Below are 21,561 nucleotides of genomic sequence, written 5' to 3'. Positions count from 1 at the left end.
GACCCCGTCTCGGATCGCCGGGTGGGAAACGGGCGGCGCGCGCCACGCCCCACCCGGCGATCCGGGTACCGGCCCGTCTTGTCTATTTCTGCCATTCGGGCTTTGAAGACTGGACCGGCCAGTGAGACGCGGGTACCGCCCGCCCGTTCCGGCGTGATCCAATGCGCGGGTGCCGGGCCCGTCAGCGAAGTTCGTCGAGCAACCCGCGGAAGACGACCGGCAGCTCCTTGACCTGACCTGCGGAGAATCGGTCAAGCTTGCCGGTGAAGGCGAGCTCGTACTCGTCGCCGCGCGGGGTCGCGGTCAGCATCAGGTCGAGCGCGGCGTCGTCGACCTCGTGGTCCCAGACGCGGGCCGTCAGGCCCTCCCAGGTGGCGGGCGGCCGGGGGTCGTCCCGGTGGATGAACGACGTCTGGAACACCGGATGCACGCCCGGGATCCGGGCCACGCCCGCCCGCGAGACCAGGGTGTCGAAGGGGATCTCGTTGGCCAGCGCCCCCGCCGCGGCCTCCCTCACCTGGGTGAGCAGCGCGGCGAACCCCTGCCCGGCGGGCAGCGCGACGCGCAGCGGGAGCATGTTCACGAACGTGCCGACGACCTGTTCCAGCTCCCGGCGGGTGCGCGAGGCCGCCACGATGCCGGTGACCAGGTCCCGGCGGCCGGTCATCCGCTGGAGCAGCGTCAGGTAGGCCGCGCAGAGCGCCACGAACGGCGTGGTGGCCCCGTCGCCCAGGCGCCGCAGCCGGTCGACCGTCTCCCGGCCGACCCGGAAGGCCGCCGTCGCGCCGGCCCGCTCGCCCCTGTCGCCGCCACCCTCGAAGAGCGGGCCGGGCGCGCCGCTCAGCAGCTCGGTCCAGTAGGGGAGCCTCTCCTCGATCCTCGTCTCGGCGCGGCGCACCGACCAGACGGCGTAGTCGGCGTACTGGATCTGCGGTTCCGGCCGGTCCAGGCCCGAGTAGAGCGCGGCGAGGTCGTCGGCGACGATGCCCAGCGAGCCGCCGTCGGCGGCGATGTGGTGACAGACCAGGAACAGCCGGTGCTCCTCGTGGCCCACCCGGAAGACGGTCAGCCGCAGCAGCGGCCCGGTCCCGACCGGGAAGCGCTCACCGCTCCTGGCCAGCGCCAGGTCCAGGGCCGCCTGTTCGGGCAGCCCGGCGAGGTCCAGGTACTCCAGCGGCGCGGGCAGCGCCGCGTGGACCACCTGCTCGGGCACCTCCGTGTACGTCGTCCGGAACACCTCGTGCCGCCGGATCAGCGCGGCGAACGCGCCGGCCAGCCGGGCGAGGTCCAGCGGCCCCGAGAGGGCCACGCCCAGCGTCACGTTGGGCGCGGCGCCCGGGTCGGACTGCTGGGCGAGCCAGATGCGGCGCTGTTCGTGGGAGCAGGGGAGCGGGCCGCCGTCCCGCGGAACCGGGGTGACCCCCTGCGGGGCGGCCTTGCGCGCCAGCAGCTTGGCCACGAGGGCGCGGCGCTTGTCGGCCTGTTCGGGCACTGTCATCCCGCGATTGTGGCCCACGTCCATGATCGCGGAGAAGTCCTGTTTCATCCCTGGGAGATGGCTGCATGATCGATACCACCCTGACGGACGTCCCGGCCTTCCTGGACCTCTTCGAGGCCCACGCGGAAGCGTCGCCCGGCCGGGTCGCGGTGGTGTGCGGGGACCGCACGCTGACCTACGGCGACCTCGACGCCGCCGCCCGAGGCGTGGCCCGGCGCCTCGCCGACGCCGGCGTGAACCCCGGCGACCTGGTCGCCCTCTACGTCGACAGATCGGCGGAGATGGTCGTCGCGTTACTCGGCGCGCTCAAGGCCGGAGCGGCCTACTTACCCATCGATCCGGGCTACCCCGCCGCCCGGATCGCGATGGTCCTGGAGGACTCCGGGGCTGCGGCCGCCTTGACCAGGCCGCATCTCCGCGCAGGACTCCCGGGGTTCACGGGACCGGTGGTCGAGGTCGACGGCGCGACGGCCGGCCACGGCGAAGCGGTCCGGCGCCGGGGCTCCCGGGCCTACGTGCTCTACACCTCCGGCTCGACCGGACGCCCGAAGGGCGTCGTCATCTCCCACCGGGCCCTGCTCAACTTCCTGTACGCCATGCGCGACCTCCTCGACGCCGGCGAGGACGACGTGTGGCTCGCGCTCACGTCGCTCTCCTTCGACATCTCCGGCCTGGAGCTCTACCTCCCCCTCGTCACCGGCGGGCGGGTCGTGGTCGCCGACGCCGCCACCTCCCGCGACGGCGCGCTCCTGCGCGACCTGATCGAGCGGGAGGGCGTGACCCACGTCCAGGCGACCCCGTCGGGCTGGCGGGTGCTGCTCGACGGCGGCGTCCCGCGGGTCACCGGCCTGGTCGGCGGCGAGGCCCTGCCGCTGCCCCTGGCCCGCAGGCTCGCCGCCCGCTGCGCCCGGCTGATCAACGTCTACGGCCCGACCGAGACCACGATCTGGTCGACGGCCTGGGAGGTGCCGAGGAACCCGGCCTCGGTGAGCATCGGCACCCCGATCCTCAACACGACCGTGCACGTCCTCGACGACGACATGCGCCCGGTCGAGGAGGGCGAGCTCTACATCGGCGGTCTCGGCGTCGCCGACGGCTACCTCCACCGGCCCGCGCTGACCGCCGAGCGGTTCGTCCCGGCGGCGCGCGGCGAGCGCCTCTACCGGACCGGCGACCTGGTCCGCCGCCGCGACGACGGCGGGCTCGACTTCCTCGGCCGCGCCGACACCCAGGTCAAGCTCCGGGGACACCGGATCGAGCTGGGCGAGATCGAGACCGTGCTGGAGGAGCTCGACGGCGTCCGGCAGGCGGTCGTGGCGGTCCACGACGAGGTCCTGGTGGCCTACGTGGTCGGCGACGGTCACGGCGATCTTCCGGCGGCGCTGAGAGAGCGTTTGCCCGCGTACATGGTGCCGTCGGTCGTCGTCCCGCTCGACGCCCTTCCGCTGACGCCCAACGGCAAGGTCGACCGGCTGGCCCTCCCCGCGCCGGTCCGGGGCACCGGGGAGATCGCGCCCCGGACCGCCACCGAACGCGTCGTCGCCGAGGCGTTCGCCGAGGTGCTCGGGATCGACCGGGTCGGCGCGGAGGCCGACTTCTTCGCCGTCGGCGGCCACTCGCTGCTGGCGACCAAGGTCACCGCGCGGCTCACGCGGCGGCTCGGGGTGGAGATCCCCGTCCGGGAGCTGTTCGGCGCGCCCACCGTGGAGGCGCTGGCGGCGGTCCTCGACGGGCTCGACACCGTGTCGGTGCCGCTGGAGCCCCGGCCCGCCGGGTCGCCGGTGCTGCTGTCGCCCGCGCAGGAGCGCCTCTGGTTCCTGCACCGCTTCGACCCCGGCGACGCGTCGTGGAACCTGCACCTGACCCGCCGCCTGCCCGGCCACACCGACCCCGACGCCCTGGGAAACGCCCTGGAGGCCGCCCTCCAGCGGGCCGTCGACCGGCACGAGGCCTTGCGCACCCGCTTCCCCGACGCCGACGGCCGCCCGGTCGCGGTCGTCGAGGAGCGCTTCCCGCTGCCGCTGGAACGTCTCACCGCCGCGAGCGAGGAGGAGGCCAGGGCGCTGCTGTCGGCGCGGGTCAACGCCCCGTTCGACCTGGCCGCCGCGCCGCCCGTGCGGGCCGCGCTGGTGCGGGTGGCCGGTGAGCACGTGCTCTGCGTGGTCTTCCACGGCATCGTCGCGGACGAGTGGTCGATCGACGTCCTGGCCCAGGACCTCGCCGAGGATCGGGAGCCTCCGGCGGTCCAGCACGGCGACGTGGTGGCCTGGCAGCGCGGCCGGGAGGCCGCCGGCCTCGGAGCCGACGCGCTCGCCCGCTGGCGCGACCGGCTCGCCGGTCTGCCGGTGCTCAACCTGCCCGCCGACCGGCCCCGCCCCGCCGTCGCGTCCAGAAGGGGCGCGGTCGTCCGGACGGAACTGCCGATCCCCCCGCTGGAGACCCTCGCCCAGAGCCAGGGCACCACCCTGTTCACCGTGCTCCTGGCCGCCTACCAGGCGGTGCTGTCGGCCGAGACGGGCCTGCACGACTTCGCCGTCGGCGCCCCCACGGCGGGCCGGGGCCGGGTCGAGCTGGAGCCGGTGTTCGGCCGCCTCGGCAACGTCCTGGTCCTGCGGGCCGACCTGTCGGGCGACCCCACGTTCGCCGGGCTGCTGGCCAGGGCGCGGGCGACCGTGCTGGCCGCGATGGCCGACGAGGAGGTCCCGGTCGAGCGCCTGCTCGCCGAACTCGACCTCGGCCGCGACCTCGGCCAGAGCCCGCTGTTCCAGACCATGCTGACCCTCGACGACCGGCCCGAGGGCGTCTTCCCCCTCGACCACGTCCCGGCCCGGCACGACCTCGCCGTCGAGGCCTGGCGCTCGGGCGACGCGCTGACACTCGACCTCACCTACGACGCGGCCCTGTTCGACGCCGCCCGCGTCGAGGCGCTGGCCGCCCGCCTCACCGGCCTGCTCACCGCCGTCGCGGCCACCCCCGACCGGCCCCTGTCCGAGCTGCTGTTCCCCGGCGTCACCCTCGGCGGGGCGGCCTGGCGGGCCGAGGGGCTGGCCACCGCTCCCCGGGTCGAGGCCGTCCCGGTGACCCGCACGCACCGGGCCCCCGAGACCGCCGCCGAACGCCGCATCGCCCGCGTCTTCGGCCAGGTCGTCGGCGTGGACGACGTCGGCGCCGACGACGACTTCTTCGCCCTCGGCGGCCGGTCGCTGCTGGCCCCGCGCGCGGCGGCGCTGCTGTCGAAGGCGTTCGGCGTGCCGGTGCCCGTCCGGGCGCTGTTCGCCCACCCGACCGTCGCCGGGCTGGCCGCCGCCATCGGGACCGACCCCGGCGTGGTGCCGCTGGAGCCCCGCGAACCCGGCACCCGGGTGCCGCTGTCGGCGGCGCAGGAGCGCCTGTGGTTCATGGACCACTTCGACCCCGGCGACGCGTCCAGCAACATGTACCTGGCCCGCCGCCTGCGCGGCCCCCTCGACGCGGCCCGCTTCGCCGAGGCCTACCGCGCGCTGGTCGACCGGCACGAGTCCCTGCGCACCCGCTTCCCCGCCGACGACGGGCAGCCCCGGCTGGTCATCGACCCGCCCGGCGGCGGCGTGATCGAGTGGGTGGCCCTGCCGGAGGACGCGGTCGCCGACTTCTGCGCCGAACTGGTCAACACCCCGTTCGACCTGGCGGCGGCACCGCCCGTCCGGGCGACCCTCATCCAGATCACCCCCGACGACCACGTGGTCTGCGTCGCGATGCACCACATCGTCGCCGACGGCTACTCGGTCAACGTGATGATCACCGAGCTCGCGGCCCTGTACGAGGGCCGGGAACTCCCGCCGCTCCCGGTGCAGGCCGGCGACGTGTCCCTGTGGCAGCTGCGGCGCGAGGCCCTCGACGAGGGCGCGGCGGCGCTGGCCCACTGGAAGGAGAAGCTGTCCGGGGTCCCGGCCCTGGAGCTCCCCCTCGACCGCCCCCGCCCGCTCGACGGCGCTCGGATCGGGGCCGAGCTGAGCGTCCAGGTGCCCGCCGATCTGGTCGCCCGGCTGGAGGCCATCGGCCGCGACGGCGGCGCGACCCTCTTCATGGTCCTGCTCGCCGCCTACCAGGCGGTCCTGTCGCGGCACACCGGCCAGCACGACTTCGCGATCGGCTCCCCGACGGCCGCCCGCGAGCGCGTCGAACTGGAGTCGGTGATCGGCTACCTGGCCCACACGCTGGTCCTGCGCGCCGACCTGAGCGGCGACCCCGGCTTCGACGAACTCCTGCGCCGGACGTGGGCCACGCTCGTCGACGCCCTGGCCCACCAGGACGTCCCGGTCGAACGCCTCAAGTCGGTCCTGGGCGTGCGCCGCGACCTCGGCCAGTCGGCCCTGTTCCAGACCATGCTCATCCTGCACAGCCACACGGCCGAGGGGGCCCTGCCCGAGACCTTCGGCGGCCTGCGCCACGAGCCCTACGACGCCGGCGCGATCAAGACCGCCTTCGACCTGACCCTCACGGTCTGGCCGGTCGCCGAGGGCCTGAACTTCGTCTTCGACTACGACCTGGCCCTCTTCGACACCTCCACCGTCGAACGCTTCGCCCAGCGCCTCGTCGCCTGCCTGCACGAGATCGCCGAGGACCCCGCCACCCCGCTGTCGGCCCTCACGATGCGCACTCCGGAGGACGACGCGGCCCTGTCCGAGTGGGGCGCGGGCCCCGAACTCCCCCTCCCCGAAGGCACCCTGCTCGACCTGATCGAGCCGAGCGACCGCATCGCGGTCGGCGACCTCACCTACCGCGACCTGCTGTCGTCGGCCGACGCGCTCGCCGGGGAACTGACCGCTCTGGGAGTGGGCCGCGGCGACATCGTCGCCATCCTGGCCGAACGATCGACCCGGGCGCTGACCGGGATGCTCGCGGTGATGAGGACGGGCGCGGCCTACCTGCCCCTCGACCCCGCCTACCCGGAGGCGCGGATCGCCTTCGTCCTGGACGACGCCCGGCCCAAGGTCCTGCTGGCCGACCGCGAGCCGTGGGGGAGCGGAGACCTGCCTGTCATCCGTCTGGACACTCCGGAGACCGGCTCACGCCTGGATCACGACATGCCGGCCGGGCCGCTGCCGGGTGATCCCGCTTACGTCCTCTACACCTCCGGGTCGACCGGCAGGCCGAAGGGCGTCGTCGTTCCCCATCGGGCGCTGCTGAACTTCCTCGTGTCGATGCGGGAGCTTCTCGGGTCGACGTCCGACGACGTCTGGCTCGCGCTGACGTCGCTGTCCTTCGACATCTCCGGGCTGGAGCTCTACCTGCCCCTCGTCACCGGCGGCCGGATCGTCGTCGCCGATCCCGCCATCGCGCTCGACGGGCAGGCGCTCGCGCGGCGGATCTCCGAGGCGGGGGTCACCCACGTCCAGGCGACCCCGTCGGGCTGGCGGGTGCTGCTGGAGGGGGACATGCCGCGGGTCACCGCGCTCGTCGGCGGGGAGGCGCTGCCGCCGGGGCTGGCCAGGGAGCTCAAGGCCAGGACCGGCAGGCTGGTGAACGTCTACGGCCCGACCGAGACCACCATCTGGTCGACCGCCTGGGAGGTCCCCGACGATCCGGGGGAGATCTCGATCGGCCGTCCGATCGGCAACACCACCGTCGCGGTCGTCGACGCCGGGCTCAACCCCGTGCCGCCGCGCGCCCCCGGTGAGCTGGTCATCGGCGGGCTCGGGCTGGCCGACGGCTACCTGCACCGGCCGGAGCTGACCGCCGAACGGTTCACCGGCGGCGTCTACCGGACCGGTGACCTGGTCCGCTGGACCTGGGACGGCACCCTCGAGTTCCTCGGCCGCAACGACGACCAGGTCAAACTGCGCGGCCACCGCATCGAGCTCGGCGAGGTCGAGTCGGTGCTCGAAAGCCTCGACGGCGTCACCAGGGCGGCCGTCGCGATCAAGGGGGACGTGCTGGTCGCGTACACGGTGGGAAGAAGCACGGGCCTGCGGGAGGAGCTGGTCGAGCGGCTCCCGGCCGGTTACGTGCCCAGTGTGTACGTCCCGATGGACGCGCTGCCGCTCACCCCGAACGGCAAGCTCGACCGGCTCGCGCTGCCCGAACCCGAACCGCAGCGGCAGGCGAGCTTCGTCGCGCCCCGCACCGACGCCGAGGCGCTGGTCGGCGACGTCTGGAGTGAGCTCCTCGGCATCGAGGGGATCGGCGCGTTCGACGACTTCTTCCAGCTCGGCGGCCACTCGCTGCTGGCCGTCCGGGTGGCGGCGCGGCTGGAGAGCACGGTCGGCGTCGCCGTGCCGATCCGGACGCTCTTCACCTGCACCACCGTCGAGACCCTCGGCCAGGCGGTCGAGGACCTGCTGCTGGCCGAGCTCGGCGACCTGTCCGACGACGAGGCGCTCGCGCTGCTGGAGGAGTCATGACCCAGGACCTCTCCGCCGCCAAGCGGGCCCTCATCCAGCAGCGGCTCCGCCGCCGCACCGCCAAGGCCGTCATCACGCCCCGGGAGCCGGGCGTCGTCCCGCCGCTCTCGCACGCGCAGGAACGGCTCTGGTTCCTGGAGCAGTACCGGCCGGGGACCACCGCCTACACGGTCCCGTTCGCGGTCTGGCTGGAGGGCGAGCTGACCGCCGACCAGATCGCCGACGCGCTCCTGGAGGTCACGGCCCGCCACGAGACCCTGCGCACCCGGTTCACCACCAGCGACGACGGCCTGCCGGAGCTCGTCATCGACGACGAGCCCACCGTCGACCTGACCGTCCGCGAGGCGGAGACCGCCGAGGAGGCCCGGCGGCTCATCTCGGCCGAGCTGGCCAGGCCCTTCGACCTGGCCACCGGGCCGCTGCTGCGGGCCACGCTCGTCCGGCTCGCCCCCGACCAGCACGTGCTCCAGCTCGCCGCCCACCACACCGTCACCGACGGCTGGTCGGGCGACGTGCTGCTCGGCGACATCCTCAGCCGCGTCGCCGGACGGGACCTGGCCCCCCTCCCGATCCAGTACGGCGACTACGCCCTCTGGCAGCGCGGCAGGGTCGGCCAGGCCGACATCGACTACTGGCGCGACCGGCTCGCGCACGTGCCGCCGCTCGACCTGCCCACCGACCTGCCCCGGCCGCCCGAGCAGAGCGCCAAGGGCGCCGAGCACGCCTTCCGGCTCGACGCCGACCTGGTGGCCGCGCTGACCGAGATGGGCAGCGCGCGCGGGGCGACGCCGTACATGATCTTCCTGACCGCGCTCCAGGTGCTGCTGGGCCGCTGGTCGGGGCAGGACGACTTCGCCATCGGCACCCCCGTCAGCGGGCGCGGCCAGCCCGAGCTCGACGGGCTGGTGGGGATGTTCGTCAACACCCTCGCCATGCGCGCCGACCTCGACGGCGACCCGGCCTTCACCGAGCTGCTCGACCGGGTGAAGGACTCCGCGCTCGACGCCTTCTCCCACCAGGAACTCCCGTTCGACCAGCTCGTCAACGAGCTCAACGTCGAACGCGACGTCAGCCGGACGCCCATCTTCCAGGTGCTGTTCGCGCTGCAGAACTACCAGACCGGCCCGGCCGGGGCCGACGTCGTCAAGGTCACCGGCTTCTCGGCCGAGGTGACGGCCGCCCGCTTCGACCTGGCCCTCTACCTCTTCGAGGGCCCCGAGGGCATGGGCGCGTCGTTCATCTACTGCACGGACCTGTTCCGCCCGGCCACGGTCGAACGGCTGGCCGGGTCGTTCGCGACGCTGCTGCGGTCGATCGCGGCCGACCCCGGGGCCCGGATCTCCACGCTGAACCTGCTGCCCGCCGACGAGGCGGCCAGGGTGCTGGAGTTCGGGGAGTCGACCCCGCCGAAGCCGCTGGAGGCGGCGCTGCTGCACGAGGTCGTCACGGTCTCCGACGCCGCCGCGGTGGTGTTCGGCGACGCCACGCTCACCTACCGGGAGCTCGACCGGCGGGCCAACCACCTGGCCCGGCGGCTGCTCGACCGGGGCGTGCGGCCCGGTGACCGGGTCGCGGTCTGCCTGGAGCAGTCGGTGGACATCGCGGTGGCGATCCTGGGCGTGCTGAAGGCGGGGGCGGCCTACGTGCCGGTGGACCCGGAGCTGCCGGCGGCGCGGATCGCGTACATGGTCGAGGACGCCGGGATCACCCTCGCGGTGACCACCCCCGGGCTCCAGCCCGAGGGGGTCACCGGCATCCACCTCGACGGAGGCGGGGCCGACACCGCGCCGGAGACCGGCGTCACCCCCGACGACCTGGCCTATGTCATCTACACGTCCGGGACCACCGGCCGCCCGAAGGGCGTCGCGGTGCAGCACCGGGAGGTGCTGGTCTACCTGGCCGGGGTGCACGAGCGGTTCGCGGTCGAGCCAGGCTCGGAGTTCGCGCTGCTCCAGTCGCTCGCCTTCGACTTCGGCATCACGGTCTTCTACCTGTCCCTCATGACCGGCGGCTGCCTGCACCTGCTGCCGCCGAAGACCGCCGCGCCCGACCTGGCGGCATATTTCAAGATCTATCCGGCGGACTACCTCAAGATCACCCCCTCCCACCTGGCCGCGCTGCTGGCCGAGGCCGAGCCGGCCGAACTGCTGCCCCGCAAGCTCCTCATCCTCGGCGGCGAGGCGGCCCCGGCCGAATGGGCCGCCGAACTGGCCACCCGAGTCAGGGTCGTCAACCACTACGGCCCCACCGAGGCCACCGTCGGCGTCACCACCCACGAGGTCGGCGCCGAACGCGGCCTGCTCCCGATCGGCCGCCCGCTCCCGGGCGCGACGGTCCGCCTGCTCGACGCCAACGGCGGGCCGGTCCCGATCGGCATGCCGGGCGAGATCCATCTCGGCGGCGCGCGCCTGGCCCGCGGCTACCTCGGGCGCCCCGCGCTGACCGCCGAGAAGTTCGTGCCCGATCCGTACGGCCCTCCCGGAGCCCGCCTCTACCGGACCGGCGACCTGGGGCGCTGGCTGGAGTCGGGCGAGCTCCAGTTCCTCGGACGCCGCGACCTCCAGGTCAAGGTCCGGGGCTACCGCGTCGAACTCGGCGAGATCGAGACCCTGCTGGGCGCCTACGAGGGCGTCGCGCAGGCCGTGGTCGAGCTGAGGGACCAGCGCCTGGTCGCCTACCTGGCCGGGACCGGCGACACCGCCGCGCTGCGGAGCCGGCTCAAGGACCGCCTGCCCGACTACATGGTCCCGGCGCGGTACGTCTGGCTCGACCGCCTGCCGCTCAAGTCCCACGGCAAGGTCGACAGGGGCGCGCTGCCCGACCCGGCGGCGGTCGTCGAGCCGACGGCCGAGTTCACCGACCCGGAGACCGAGCTGGAGGAGCTCGTCGCCGGGATCTGGGCCGCCGTGCTGGGCCTGGAGCGGGTCAGCGTCACCGACGACTTCTTCGACCTCGGCGGCCACTCGCTGCTGGCCATGCAGGTCGTCGCCCGGCTGCGCAAGGCCGGGCACGTCGCGACCCTGCTCGACCTGTTCAAGCACCCGACCGTCCGCGACCTGGCCCGGCTCCTCGACCCCTCCGCCGAACGCGGGAGCGCGGGCCTGCTGCACCGCCTGACCCCCTCACGGCCGGTGAGGGCCTCGGTCGTCTGCGCCCCCTACGGCGGCGGCAGCGCGATCATCTACAAGCCCCTGGCCGACGCACTCCCCGCCGACTGGGCGCTGTTCTCGCTGGCCGTGCCGGGCAACGAACTGGGCGAGGAACCCCGACCGATGAAGGAGGTCGCCCGCGAGTACGCCGAGGAGATCCTCGCCAAGGTCCCCGGCCCGATCGTGCTGTACGGCCACTGCGGCCTCGGCGGCATGATCAGCATCGAGGCGGCCCGCCACCTGGAGGCGGCCGGGCGCGCCCCCGAGGCGGTCTACCTGGGCGGGGCGTTCCCCTTCGCCCGCCCGAAGGGCCCCTTCTCCCGGGTCGGCCAGTGGCTGGAGGAGCTGGGCGGCGACCAGGGCCGCATCAACGCGCTGTCGGCCGCCGGTCTGGACGTCGCGGAGTTCGATCAGGAGGAGCTCAAGCTCATCGTGGCCAACCGCAGGACCGGCACGCGGGAGGCCGAGGAGTACTTCACCGAGGTCTTCGAGCAGGAGCTGCCGCCCCTGTCGGCCCCCGTCATCGCGGTGGTGGGGGAGCGCGACCCCGCGATGGAGTACTACCAGGAACGCTTCCGCGAATGGCACTGCGTGGCCGAGACGACCGCCTGCGTGGTGCTCGACGAGGCCGCCCACTACTTCGTGAAGTACCGCAACGACGAACTGGCCACCATCGTCACCCACACCCACCGCGCCATCGGCGACGGCACGACGGAGACCCTGGAGAGGACCACCGGCGAGGAGACCTGGTGGCTGGAGGGCCTGTCGACCCTCGGCGCGCCCCGGGGAGAGGAGCCCCGGGAGATCCACGTCGGGCCGAAGCCGGGCATGAAGCGCTTCGCCGCGCTGGCCGCCGGGCAGCTCGTCTCCATCACCGGGACGGCGCTCACCGAGTTCGCGCTGCCGCTGTGGATCTACATGACCACCGGCTCGCTGGTGAACTTCGCGCTGTTCTCCGTCCTGGCGCTGGTGCCCGGGATGCTGGCCGCGCCGCTCGCGGGCGCGGTCGTCGACCGGTTCGACCGGCGCAAGGTCATCCTGGCCGGCGACGTCGCGGCGGGCGGCACCCAGCTCGCGCTCGGCGTGCTCGTGTGGACCGGGAACCTGTTGGTCTGGCACGTCTACCCGCTGCTCGTGCTGCTCTCGCTGGCGCTCACCTTCCAGCGGGTCGCCTGGGCCGCCTCGGTCCCGCAGATCGTGCCGAAACGGTTCCTCGGGCACGCCAACGGGCTCATGGGCATGGTCGGCGGCCTGGCCAACCTCGTGCCGCCGCTGGCGGCGGCCGGGCTCATGTCGGTCGTCGGGCTCGGCGGCATCCTGGTCATCGACGTCGTCAGCTACTCGGTCGCCATCCTCACCGTCACGCTGGTCAGGTTCCCGAAGACGATGGGCTGGCGGCGGCGCGAGCCGCTGCTCACCGAGCTGGTCAACGGCCTGAGATTCACGTGGGGCAACCGCGGCATCCGGAGCATGCTGCTCTTCTTCGCCGTGGTGAACCTGTTCATGTCGCCGCTGTTCCTGCTGGTCTCGCCGCTCGTGCTGAGCTTCGGCGACCTCCAGGACGTCGGCCGGGTCACCTTCGCCGGCGGGCTGGGCGTCTTCATCGGCGGCCTGCTCATGACCATCTGGGGCGGCCCGCGCAGACGCCGCCTGCGGGGTCAGCTCTGGTCGACGGTGGCGCTGTCGGCGGGCGCGGTCGTGGTGGGGGCGCACGAGAGCCTCGTCGTGATCGCCGCCGGGGTGTTCGGGATGTTCTTCTCACTGACCGTGCTGAACGGCATCTACAACACGATCATCCAGGTCAAGGTGCCGCAGCGGTTCCACGGCCGGGTCTTCGCGCTGAACCAGCTCGTCGCCTTCTCCACCCTGCCCCTCGGCTACGGCCTGGTCGCCCCCTACGGCACCGCCCTGCTCGAACCGCTGATGGTCGAGGGGGGCCTGCTGGCCGGGTCGGTCGGGCTCGTCATCGGCACCGGCGAGGGTCGCGGGATCGCGCTGATGTACGTGCTGTTCGCGCTGGTCATGGCCACGGCGGTGCTGGTGTCCCGGTTCATCCGGGTGCTCTGGTACTTCGACGACCAGGTCCCCGACGCCCTCCCGGACGACCTGATCGGCCAGGAGATGCTGAAGGGGGCCGGACGGACCGGCCCCCTGGCGGTGCGGGGTCAGCAGTAGCCGAGCATCGAGTTGAGGGCCGTCTTCTCCGCCGACTGGAGCTTCAGGGAGTACTTGTACTTCACGGTGATCCAGGACTTGGCGTAGGTGCAGTAGAAGGCGGTCCTCGACGGCTTCCACGCCGCCGGGTCCTTGTCGCCCTTCGACTGGTTGACGTTGTCGGTCACGGCCCAGAGCTGGGGGCTCGACAGGTCGTTGGCGAACTGCTCGCGGCGGCTGGTGGTCCAGGCGTTCGCGCCGGACTTCCAGGCCTCCGACAGCGGGACCATGTGGTCGATGTCGACGTCGGCCGCGTTGCTCCAGGTGGCGCCGTCGTAGGGCGAGTACCAGCTGCCGGAGGTCGCGGCGCAGGAGGAGTTGACCACGACGCCGGTGCCGTCGCGCTTGAGCACCTGCTCCCGGGTGTTGCACGCCCCGGAGACGGTGCTCCAGTGCGGGAACAGGTCGCGGTTGTAGGAGCCGGCGTTGGCCTCGCCGGCCACGGTCAGGGCGTTGAGCTGGCTGACGGCGGTGGCGTAGGAGGGGATGCCCGGAGGGGTGGCCGAGGCGGGGGTGGAGAGCAGGGCGAGAGTGGCGATCGAAGCCGCACCTAAGGACAGGGCACGCCGCACGGGGGTCTCCTTGGGAGGTTGTGAACCTTGTCAAGGGGACTCTCACATTTTTGACAATGTCCCGAAATATCAGGCTTTGACCACCGGGCGGGCGTGTCTTCGTGTGAACCCGCTCAAGCCAACTTCGGCAAAAACCCCAGTTCACCGCCCGGCCACCTGGCCGCCGCCCCCTGGCCGAAATGTCAGCGCAACACCTCAAGGTCCATGGGTCTGGTGTCCCGGAACGCCGACTCCACGACGAGCTCCTCGACGCCGCGCATGAGCGTCACCATCCGCTCGCGCGGGAACCGGCACGTGTCCGCCGTCAGCCCGATCGCGAGCGTGCCGGCCTGCCGGGTGACCACGAAGCAGAAGTCGCAGTTGAAGTGCTCCACCCCCGGCAGCCACTCGACCTCGGCCGGGCCCGGGTCGCCGTCGATCGCCGAGAGGGCCACCCGCTGCTCGACCGGCCGGACGTCGTTGAAGCAGCACGACGGGTAGACGCGCACGTCCCGCTCGGCGCTGACCTTCTCCACCATGGCGTCCCAGGCGCGCTGGTCGTACTGGGCGTGGCGGTAGGAGCGCATCGCGTCCGAGTGCGACTGCTCCAGGGTCTTGGCGAGCGGCGCGAGCGGGTCGATGTCGAGGGTGAACAGGCCGAGCTGGGTGAGCGTGGCGACCAGGTCGCGGGTGGCGGGGCGGTAGCGGTTGTGCACGATCGGGGTGATCGCGCAGACGTCGTGCCCCTGCAACGCGCCGAGCAGCGTGGACACCGCCGTCATCAGGACCGTCCCGGTGCTGACGTGGTGCCGGGCGGCGACGACCGCGACGGCGTCCTCCAAGGCGCGCGACTCCAGCACGGCCCGGCTCCAGCGCGGCTCCGCCGGGGGGCCCACCACGGCGGGGAACATCGTGGGCGGGATGCGGCGGTAGCCGTTCTCCCAGTGGGCCAGCGCCGCCTCGGAGCGGTAGCGGCCGACGCCCGACTCCTCCTCGGCCACCAGGTCGAGCAACTGCTGCGACGGCGGCGCAGGGAACCCGCCGCGCAGCAGCAGGTTCCGCAGCTCGCGGGCCACCAGGTCGGCGGCGTAGTCGTCGGCGGCCAGATGGCACAGCACGAACACGACGTGCCGCACCATGCCGTCGACGACGATCAGGCCGAACCGGGCCGGCCACTCGTCGTCCGGCGAGAACGCGGTGCGGGCCAGCTCGGCCAGCAGCACCTCGGCCACCTCGTCGGCCTCGTCGTCGGCGCACTCGGCCACCCGGACCGGCAGCCTCCCCTCGCCGTGAACGACCTGGTACGGCTCGCCGCCGGCGTCGACGTGGGTTTTGGCCCGCAGGGCCTCGTGCCGCAGGACCATCGCGGCCACCGCCCCGACCGCGTCCTCGATCGGGAAGGGGCCGCGCCCCCGGGCGAAGGCGATCAGGCGTCCGATGTTGAAGAAATGGGCGTTGGCCGGGCCGGCCTGCTGGATCGCGTCCCAGATGGCGCGCTGCCCCCAGGCCAGCCGCGCACTCCCTTCCCGGCCCCCGGCGAATTCTGCTTTCACTGCGTACTCCAGAGAAACCGGCGCGGGCCCGGTCAGGCCCGCGCCGGTCAGATCGTCAGCCCGCCGGGAACAGCGTGCCGTAGTCGGCGAAGGCCATGGCGATGTCCGCCTGGGCCCAGAACCGGTGGTAGGTGAACGTCGGCACGGCTCCGCCGTCCAGGTATGCCTGGACCTTGGGCCATTCCGGGTCCTGCAGGTAGAAGGACCGGATGCCGAGGAACGACTTGCCCGGGACGATCGTGTCGCCGTTGGGCATGACGCCGCTGAAGCCCGAGGGGATGTAGACCCCCTGGCCGGTCGAGGCGTTGTAGACGTCGTCGAAGCGCTGGTAGTCGGCGCGCGGCTCGGGGATCGCGATGCCCTTGCTGGTCTTCGACAGCAGCAGGCGGTCGATCAGCCCCTTGGCCGTGGCCTTGGCCTGGGTGCCCAGGGTCGAGCCGTTCTCCTTGGCCGCGTACCAGATCAGCGTGCGGGCCAGGGACGCGGCCACGCCGACGTCGGTGCCGGTGTTGCGGATGGACACGTGCAGGCCGGGGTTGTCGGCCGGGACGCAGGTCGCGCAGTTGAAGCTGGCCGACGGGGCGCCCGACCAGTCCATCTCGTTGGGGATGGCGAAGGTCGCGCCGCTGCCCAGGGTCGTGTTGGAGATCACCCACGGGACCCACTTGTCGAGCACCGACTTGGCCGTCGTGTTGCCGGTCACGTAGTAGAGCTCCGCGAGGCGCTGCATGCCCCAGGCCTGGAAGCCGAACCACTGGTTGGAGGGCGGGTCGTGGTAGACGGGGTCGACGTCGTAGGTCTGCCCGAAGAACTGCGGCAGGTTGCTCGGCCGGGCGGCGTAGGCGCCGTCCCACGAGTTGGTCGCGCCGCCCGCGATGCCGCCCTCGGCGGACTGGAGCCACTTGTAGAACTGCACCTGGCGGGTGAGCGAGGTGGTCCAGTCGGTCGCGGCCGTCGGTGACTGCGGGCGCAGCGCGGCCGGGCCGGACGAGCTGAGCACCCAGGCCGCCAGCGGGTTCTGGTAGCCGCCGTGGTTGTGGCTGGAGCCGATCCGCCACGCCCACGTGCCGTCCAGCGCGCCGCCCCAGGCGAAGTACCAGTTCAGCAGGTACGCCGAGCTGCTCTTGCCGGAGCCCGCCGTGCACGTCGGGGACGCGCAGCCGGGGTTCTTGAAGTACTTGTCGTACATCGCGTAGCGCAGGTAGTCGCCGAGCTTGCCGGCCTTGGTGAGGGTGGCCGAGATCTGCGACTGGTTGCCCTGCTCGGTGGCCCACTGGAGCGCCCAGTAGGCGGCCTGGACGGCGCGGGCGTCGGCGTCGGGCGCGTTGGTGTAGCGCCACTGCGGGGCCGCGGTGCCCTGGATGAACAGCGGCTGGAAGCCGCCGCCGGTCTGGCCGTACCGCTGCGTCTCGCACGAGGGGTGCGGGATGGTCTCGAAGACCGACTCCTGCGGGCCGCGCTGGTAGGTGTTGATGTAGGTGACGCGCTTGGTGTTGTCGCCGCACTCGGTCAGGCTGCTGCCGCGGCCGGTGCCGAAGCCGTAGACGTCGTCGACGTCGATCAGCCAGTGCATGGCGTACATGGTGCGGTTGCCGTAGGTCGACTGGAGCTCGTTGGCCAGCGGGTCCTGACCGGCGACGACGCTGGTGGAGAGCGGCGACGGGTACTGGTTCGGCTGGTTGAACTCGGGCGCGTAGTCGGCCGGGTCGCTCGGGTTGTACGCGGTCTGCCCGCCCGGCTGCCCCGCCGTCGACGGGATGATGTACTGCTCCATCAGCGCCCACGAGGCGTTGAACGGGGCCCAGTTGCGGGTGATGCGGCCGTACTGCGCCTCCAGCCAGATCAGGTAGGAGAACGCCTCCGACGTGGTCTCGTGACCGTGGTCGGGCGCCTCGACGAGCAGCGTCTCCACCGAGTGGTAGGGGATGCCCTCCGGCGACAGGTAGCCCGAGGCGCTGGCCTTGAGCTTGTTGTACTGCGTCTGGAACTCGGTGATGTAGGCGTTGCTCGTGTTCTCGTCGTCGGCCTCGGTCGCGGTGACCGCCACCGAGGTCAGGCCGGTGGACGCCACGGTGAAGGTGCGCGAGCCGTTGACGCTGTCGGTGTCCTGCGCTGCGCTCAGCGTCACGTTCTGCGCCGTCGCGAAGTTCGACGGGGTGAAGGTCAGCGAGGTGCCGCCGGTCGCGGTCAGGTCGGCGTCGCCGCCGGAGGCCGCCGTGGTGGTCACGGTGACGTTCGAGGTGGGCGCGATCGCCAGCCGGACGCTGAAGATGGCGGTGTTGCCCTCGGGGACCGTCAGCGCGGTCGGCGAGACGACGAGCGACTGGGTGGTGCCCGGGTCGTCGTCGGCCTCGTTCGCCGTGACGTTCACGCTGGTCAGGCCGCTGGAGGCGACCGTGATCGTGCGGGAGCCGTTGGTGCTGTCGGAGTCCTGCGCGGCGGCCAGCGTCACGTTCTGCGCGGTGGCCCAGTTCGACGTCGTGAACGTCAGGCTCGCGCCGGAGCTCACGGTCAGGCTCGTGTCACCCGAACCGGCCGTCGAGGTCACCGTGACGTTCGACGTCGGCTGCGCCTGGAGCCGGACCGAGTAGGTGGCGGTGCCGCCCTCGGGCACGCTCACCGTGGTCGGCGTCACGATCAGCGCCTGCGGGGTCGGCGAGGGGGACGGCGACGGCGACGGGTTCGGGCCGTTGCAGACCGTCCCGTTCAGCGAGAACGAGGTCGGGTTGGTGTTGGCGCCGCTGTACTGGCCGTTGAAGCCGATCCCGACGTTCCCGCCGGAGGCGAGGTTCTGGGCCCACGACGGCGCGACGACCGTCACGTTCGCGCCCGACTGGGACCAGGTGCCGTTCCAGCCCTGCTGCACGGTCTGGTTGCCCGGCCAGGTGTAGGTCAGCCGCCACGGGCTGACCGCGTCGCCGAGGTTCTGGATCGTGATGTTGGAGCCGAAGCCGGAGCCGTTGTCCCACTGCTTGGCGTAGGTCACCTGGCACGCGATGGCGGCGTTGGCGGGGAGGGTCGGAACGGTGGCGAGCGCGACGGCCGCCACGAGGGCGGTGAACACCGCCGTGACGCGGAACCGCCATGACCGCAGCCGGAATCTGGGTGGTGGAGCTGGAGGTCTCATCAGCAGGTCGTCTCCGGGGCAAGGGGGGTGGGCGGCTCTCAATGTGGGCGCGTTTCCGTCCCGAGTACAGGGTGTTTCGGCAACGTGACGGCCCTGGGTGAGCCGACGTGGGACGCCGTCCGGGGGATGGGTGAAACGTTCAGAATCGCGGCTTGTGCGACTCGGGGCGGAGGGTTATCCTCATTTTCAGAAGTACTCAGATTGAGAAAGACGGTGGAATGGAAGAGGCGGAATGGCTGAACTCCTATGAGCCGCGCGACTACCCGCCTGTGGGCGTGACGGTCGACCTCGTCATCCTGACCATCCGCGACAAGGAGCTCCACGTCCTGCTCATCGAACGCGGCCAGCCGCCGTTCGAGGGCGAGTGGGCGCTCCCGGGCGGATTCGTCCTGAATGACGAAGATCTGCCGGACGCCGCCGCCCGAGAGCTGAGAGAGGAGACGGGCCTCACCCAGAGCGACCTCGACCGTGTCCACCTGGAGCAGCTGAAGACCTTCGGCAAGCCCGGCCGCGACCCGCGACCCCTGCGCGTCTACACCGTGGCCTACCTGGCCTTCGCGCCCCGGCTGCCCGAACCCGTCGCCGACACCGACGCCAAGAACGCCGCTTGGATCCCCCTGGCTGCCACCGGGGAGATGAAGCTGGCCTTCGACCACTCGGAGATCCTCGCCGCGGGGGTCGAGAGGGCCCGCGACAAGCTCGAGTACAGCCCGCTGGCGACCAGGTTCGTCGGCCCCGAGTTCACCATCTCCGAACTGCGCACGGTCTACGAGGCCGTGTGGGGCGAGCAGCTGCACGCCGCCAACTTCCACCGCAAGGTGCTGTCGGTGCGCAACTTCGTCGAGGAGACCGGCCGCACGACCGAGCGCGGGGGAGAACGTGGGGGCCCCCGTGCCCGCCTCTACCGGCCGGGCGACGCCACCCAGCTCCACCCGGCCTTACTGCGCCCGACCACCGAATGAAGCTCGAAGCCACCGAAGAAGTCACCGAAGGAGCCACCGCACATGGGATGGGGCCACTGGTCCGACGATGAATACCAGGCCGCGCGGATCTACCGCGAGCAGCGCGGCCTGGCCGCCTTCGGGCACAACGAGACGATGCGCCACCAGCCGCGCGACACGTGGCGGGTGCACCAGGCGCTCGACCCCTACAACGTAAGGGTCCGCGAGGCCCGCGACTCCCAGGAACACCCCGAGAGCATCGCCGTCGCGGTCTTCTTCGACGTCACCGGATCGATGCAGCGCGTCCCCCGGGACCTGCAGGAACGGCTGCCGAACCTGCTGTCGGCGGTCACCGCGCTGATCCCCGACGCCCAGATCCTCTTCGGCGCCGTCGGCGACGCCACCTGCGACCGCGCCCCGCTCCAGATCGGCCAGTTCGAGTCGGACAACCGGATGGACGAGGACCTGCGCCGCATCCTCCTGGAGGGCGGCGGGGGCGGCGGCAAGCAGGAGAGCTACGAACTGGCCCTCTACTTCCTGGCCCGGCACACCGCGCTCGACTGCCACGAGAAGCGCGGGGTGAAGGGCGTCGCCTTCATCATCGGCGACGAGATGCCCTACCCGTCCGTGGCCGGCCACCAGGTGGCCGGGCTGTTCGGGGAGTCCCTGGTCAAGGACGTCGGCATCGAGACCATCGTCAAGGAGGCCTCCCGCACCTGGGACATCAACATGATCATCCCCGGCGGCACCTCCTACGCGGGCGACCAGCAGGTCAGCGGCCTGTGGCGCGCCCTCCTCGGCGACCGGGTGATCGAGCTCGACGACATCTCGTCGATCTGCGAGACGATCGCCCTCACCGTCGTCGACCGAGTCATGTCCCAGAAGGCCCACTAGCGAGAGTGGACGCCGCCATGGAAGATCACATCATCGTCGCCGACCTCGGGTACGGCGACGCGGGCAAGGGCACCATCGTCGACTGGCTGTGCTCCCGCAACCCGGTGCGGGCGGTCGTCCGCTACAACGGCGGCGGCCAGGCCGGCCACAACGTCGTCACCCCCGACGGCCGCCACCACACCTTCGCCCAGTTCGGCGCGGGGACGTTCTGGGGCGTGCCGACGTTCCTGTCGCGGTTCATGATGATCGACCCGCTGCGGCTGGCCAGCGAGGCCAACCACCTGCGGTGGATGAGCGTGCCCGACCCGATGGGCCTGCTCACCGTCGACCCCGAGGCGCTGGTCACCACGCCCTTCCACAAGCGCGTCAACCAGCACCGGGAACGTTCCCGTGGGGAGCACCGCCACGGTTCGTGCGGCATGGGCGTGGGCGAGACGGCGTCGTACGCGCTGGAGAACCCCGACTTCGCCATCCGGGTCGCCGACTGCGGCAACCCCTGGGTGGTGCGGCGGCTGCTCACCCGGCTGCGCGACTGGGCCTCGGCCGAGATCGGCCGGCCGATCAAACTGCCCACGGTCGACGACGTGACCGAGGTCTACCGCCAGTTCGGGGCGACCGTCCGCACCGGCCGGCTGCCCTCGGGCGGGCCGCTCGTCTTCGAGGGCGCGCAGGGCGTCCTGCTCGACGAGTGGTACGGCTTCCACCCGTACACGACCTGGGCGACCACCACGTTCACCAACGCCTTCGAGCTGCTCGGCGAGGCCGGCATGGACGACGCGAAGCGGCTGGGCGTCGTCCGGACGTACATGACCCGGCACGGCAACGGCCCCTTCGTGACCGAGGACCCGACGCTCGACCTGCCCGAGCGCCACAACAGGACCGGCGAGTGGCAGGGCCCCTTCCGCACCGGCCACCTCGACCTCGTCGCGCTGAAGTACGCGGCGGGCGTCTGCGGCGGCGTCGACGAGATCGCCCTGACCCACATGGACGTGGCCGAGGAACACCCCGAGCTCAAGGTCTGCCGCGAGTACGCCGACGGCCTGACCCTGGTGCCCGGCGGCAACCTCGACCACCGGGCCAAGGTGTCCGAACGCCTGCTCACTGCCCGCCCGGTCCTGTCCCCGGCCCCCGAGTCGTGGCCGGGACTGGTCGCCCAGGAGCTCGACGCCCCGGTCACGGTCCGGTCGAGCGGCCCGACCTGGCTCGACAAGAAGGTCCGCCGGCCCGCCGCCGGTCGCCGCTAGGCGGTGG

At 72.3% G+C, this 21,561-nt stretch carries 9 protein-coding genes; 5 read left to right on the top strand and 4 right to left on the bottom strand.

The genetic code is table 11. From position 1 onward, the window contains the following. Nucleotides 1–181 precede the first annotated feature (181 nt). The gene (locus AW270_RS18650) at nt 182–1,498 is read right to left on the bottom strand and encodes a condensation domain-containing protein (protein ID WP_169807332.1); all 1,317 of its coding nucleotides are present in this window, start codon (nt 1,496–1,498) and stop codon (nt 182–184) included. A gap of 65 nt (nt 1,499–1,563) precedes the next feature. Between AW270_RS18650 and AW270_RS18645 the strand changes: the two genes are divergently transcribed. Together AW270_RS18645 and AW270_RS18640 are read left to right on the top strand one after the other, a co-directional pair. Further along, complete coding sequence (locus AW270_RS18645) at nt 1,564–7,881, top strand: non-ribosomal peptide synthetase (protein WP_061295929.1); 6,318 nt, start codon at nt 1,564–1,566, stop codon at nt 7,879–7,881. Further along, entirely contained in the window at nt 7,878–13,205 is a 5,328-nt protein-coding gene (locus tag AW270_RS18640) for a non-ribosomal peptide synthetase/MFS transporter (protein WP_061295926.1), read from the top strand. The genes AW270_RS18645 and AW270_RS18640 overlap by 4 nt, the downstream gene beginning before the upstream one ends. Here AW270_RS18640 and AW270_RS18635 read toward each other — a convergent pair. The 3 genes from AW270_RS18635 to AW270_RS18625 form a co-directional block, all read right to left on the bottom strand. After that, the gene (locus tag AW270_RS18635) at nt 13,196–13,816 is read right to left on the bottom strand and encodes an HNH endonuclease family protein (RefSeq protein ID WP_061295923.1); all 621 of its coding nucleotides are present in this window, start codon (nt 13,814–13,816) and stop codon (nt 13,196–13,198) included. The two genes, AW270_RS18640 and AW270_RS18635, sit on opposite strands and share 10 nt — an antisense overlap. A 182-nt stretch (nt 13,817–13,998) precedes the next feature. Beyond that, nucleotides 13,999–15,348 carry a condensation domain-containing protein gene (locus tag AW270_RS18630; protein ID WP_061295920.1) on the bottom strand — a complete coding sequence of 450 codons (1,350 nt, stop codon included), beginning with the start codon at nt 15,346–15,348 and terminating at the stop codon, nt 13,999–14,001. Nucleotides 15,349–15,403: 55 nt separating this feature from the next. Beyond that, the gene (locus AW270_RS18625) at nt 15,404–18,412 is read right to left on the bottom strand and encodes a glycoside hydrolase family 48 protein (RefSeq protein ID WP_061295917.1); all 3,009 of its coding nucleotides are present in this window, start codon (nt 18,410–18,412) and stop codon (nt 15,404–15,406) included. A 281-nt stretch (nt 18,413–18,693) separates the two neighbouring features. Here AW270_RS18625 and AW270_RS18620 point away from each other — a divergent pair, with 281 nt between their 5' ends. The 3 genes from AW270_RS18620 to AW270_RS18610 are packed head-to-tail and all read left to right on the top strand — an operon-like array spanning nt 18,694 to nt 21,554. Next, nucleotides 18,694–19,437, top strand: coding sequence for an NUDIX hydrolase (locus tag AW270_RS18620; RefSeq protein ID WP_061295914.1), 744 nt, complete (start codon nt 18,694–18,696; stop codon nt 19,435–19,437). Nucleotides 19,438–19,479: 42 nt separating this feature from the next. Further along, nucleotides 19,480–20,310 (top strand): hypothetical protein, encoded by an 831-nt coding sequence (locus tag AW270_RS18615; RefSeq protein ID WP_061295911.1) that lies wholly within the window; start codon nt 19,480–19,482, stop codon nt 20,308–20,310. Nucleotides 20,311–20,327: 17 nt separating this feature from the next. Continuing rightward, the gene (locus tag AW270_RS18610) at nt 20,328–21,554 is read left to right on the top strand and encodes an adenylosuccinate synthetase (RefSeq protein ID WP_061295908.1); all 1,227 of its coding nucleotides are present in this window, start codon (nt 20,328–20,330) and stop codon (nt 21,552–21,554) included. Nucleotides 21,555–21,561: the final 7 nt, after the last annotated feature.

It is taken from the genome of Herbidospora cretacea, assembly GCF_001570605.1.
GTDB lineage: Bacteria > Actinomycetota > Actinomycetes > Streptosporangiales > Streptosporangiaceae > Herbidospora > Herbidospora cretacea.
This window is presented reverse-complemented; position numbering and strand designations above follow the sequence as displayed.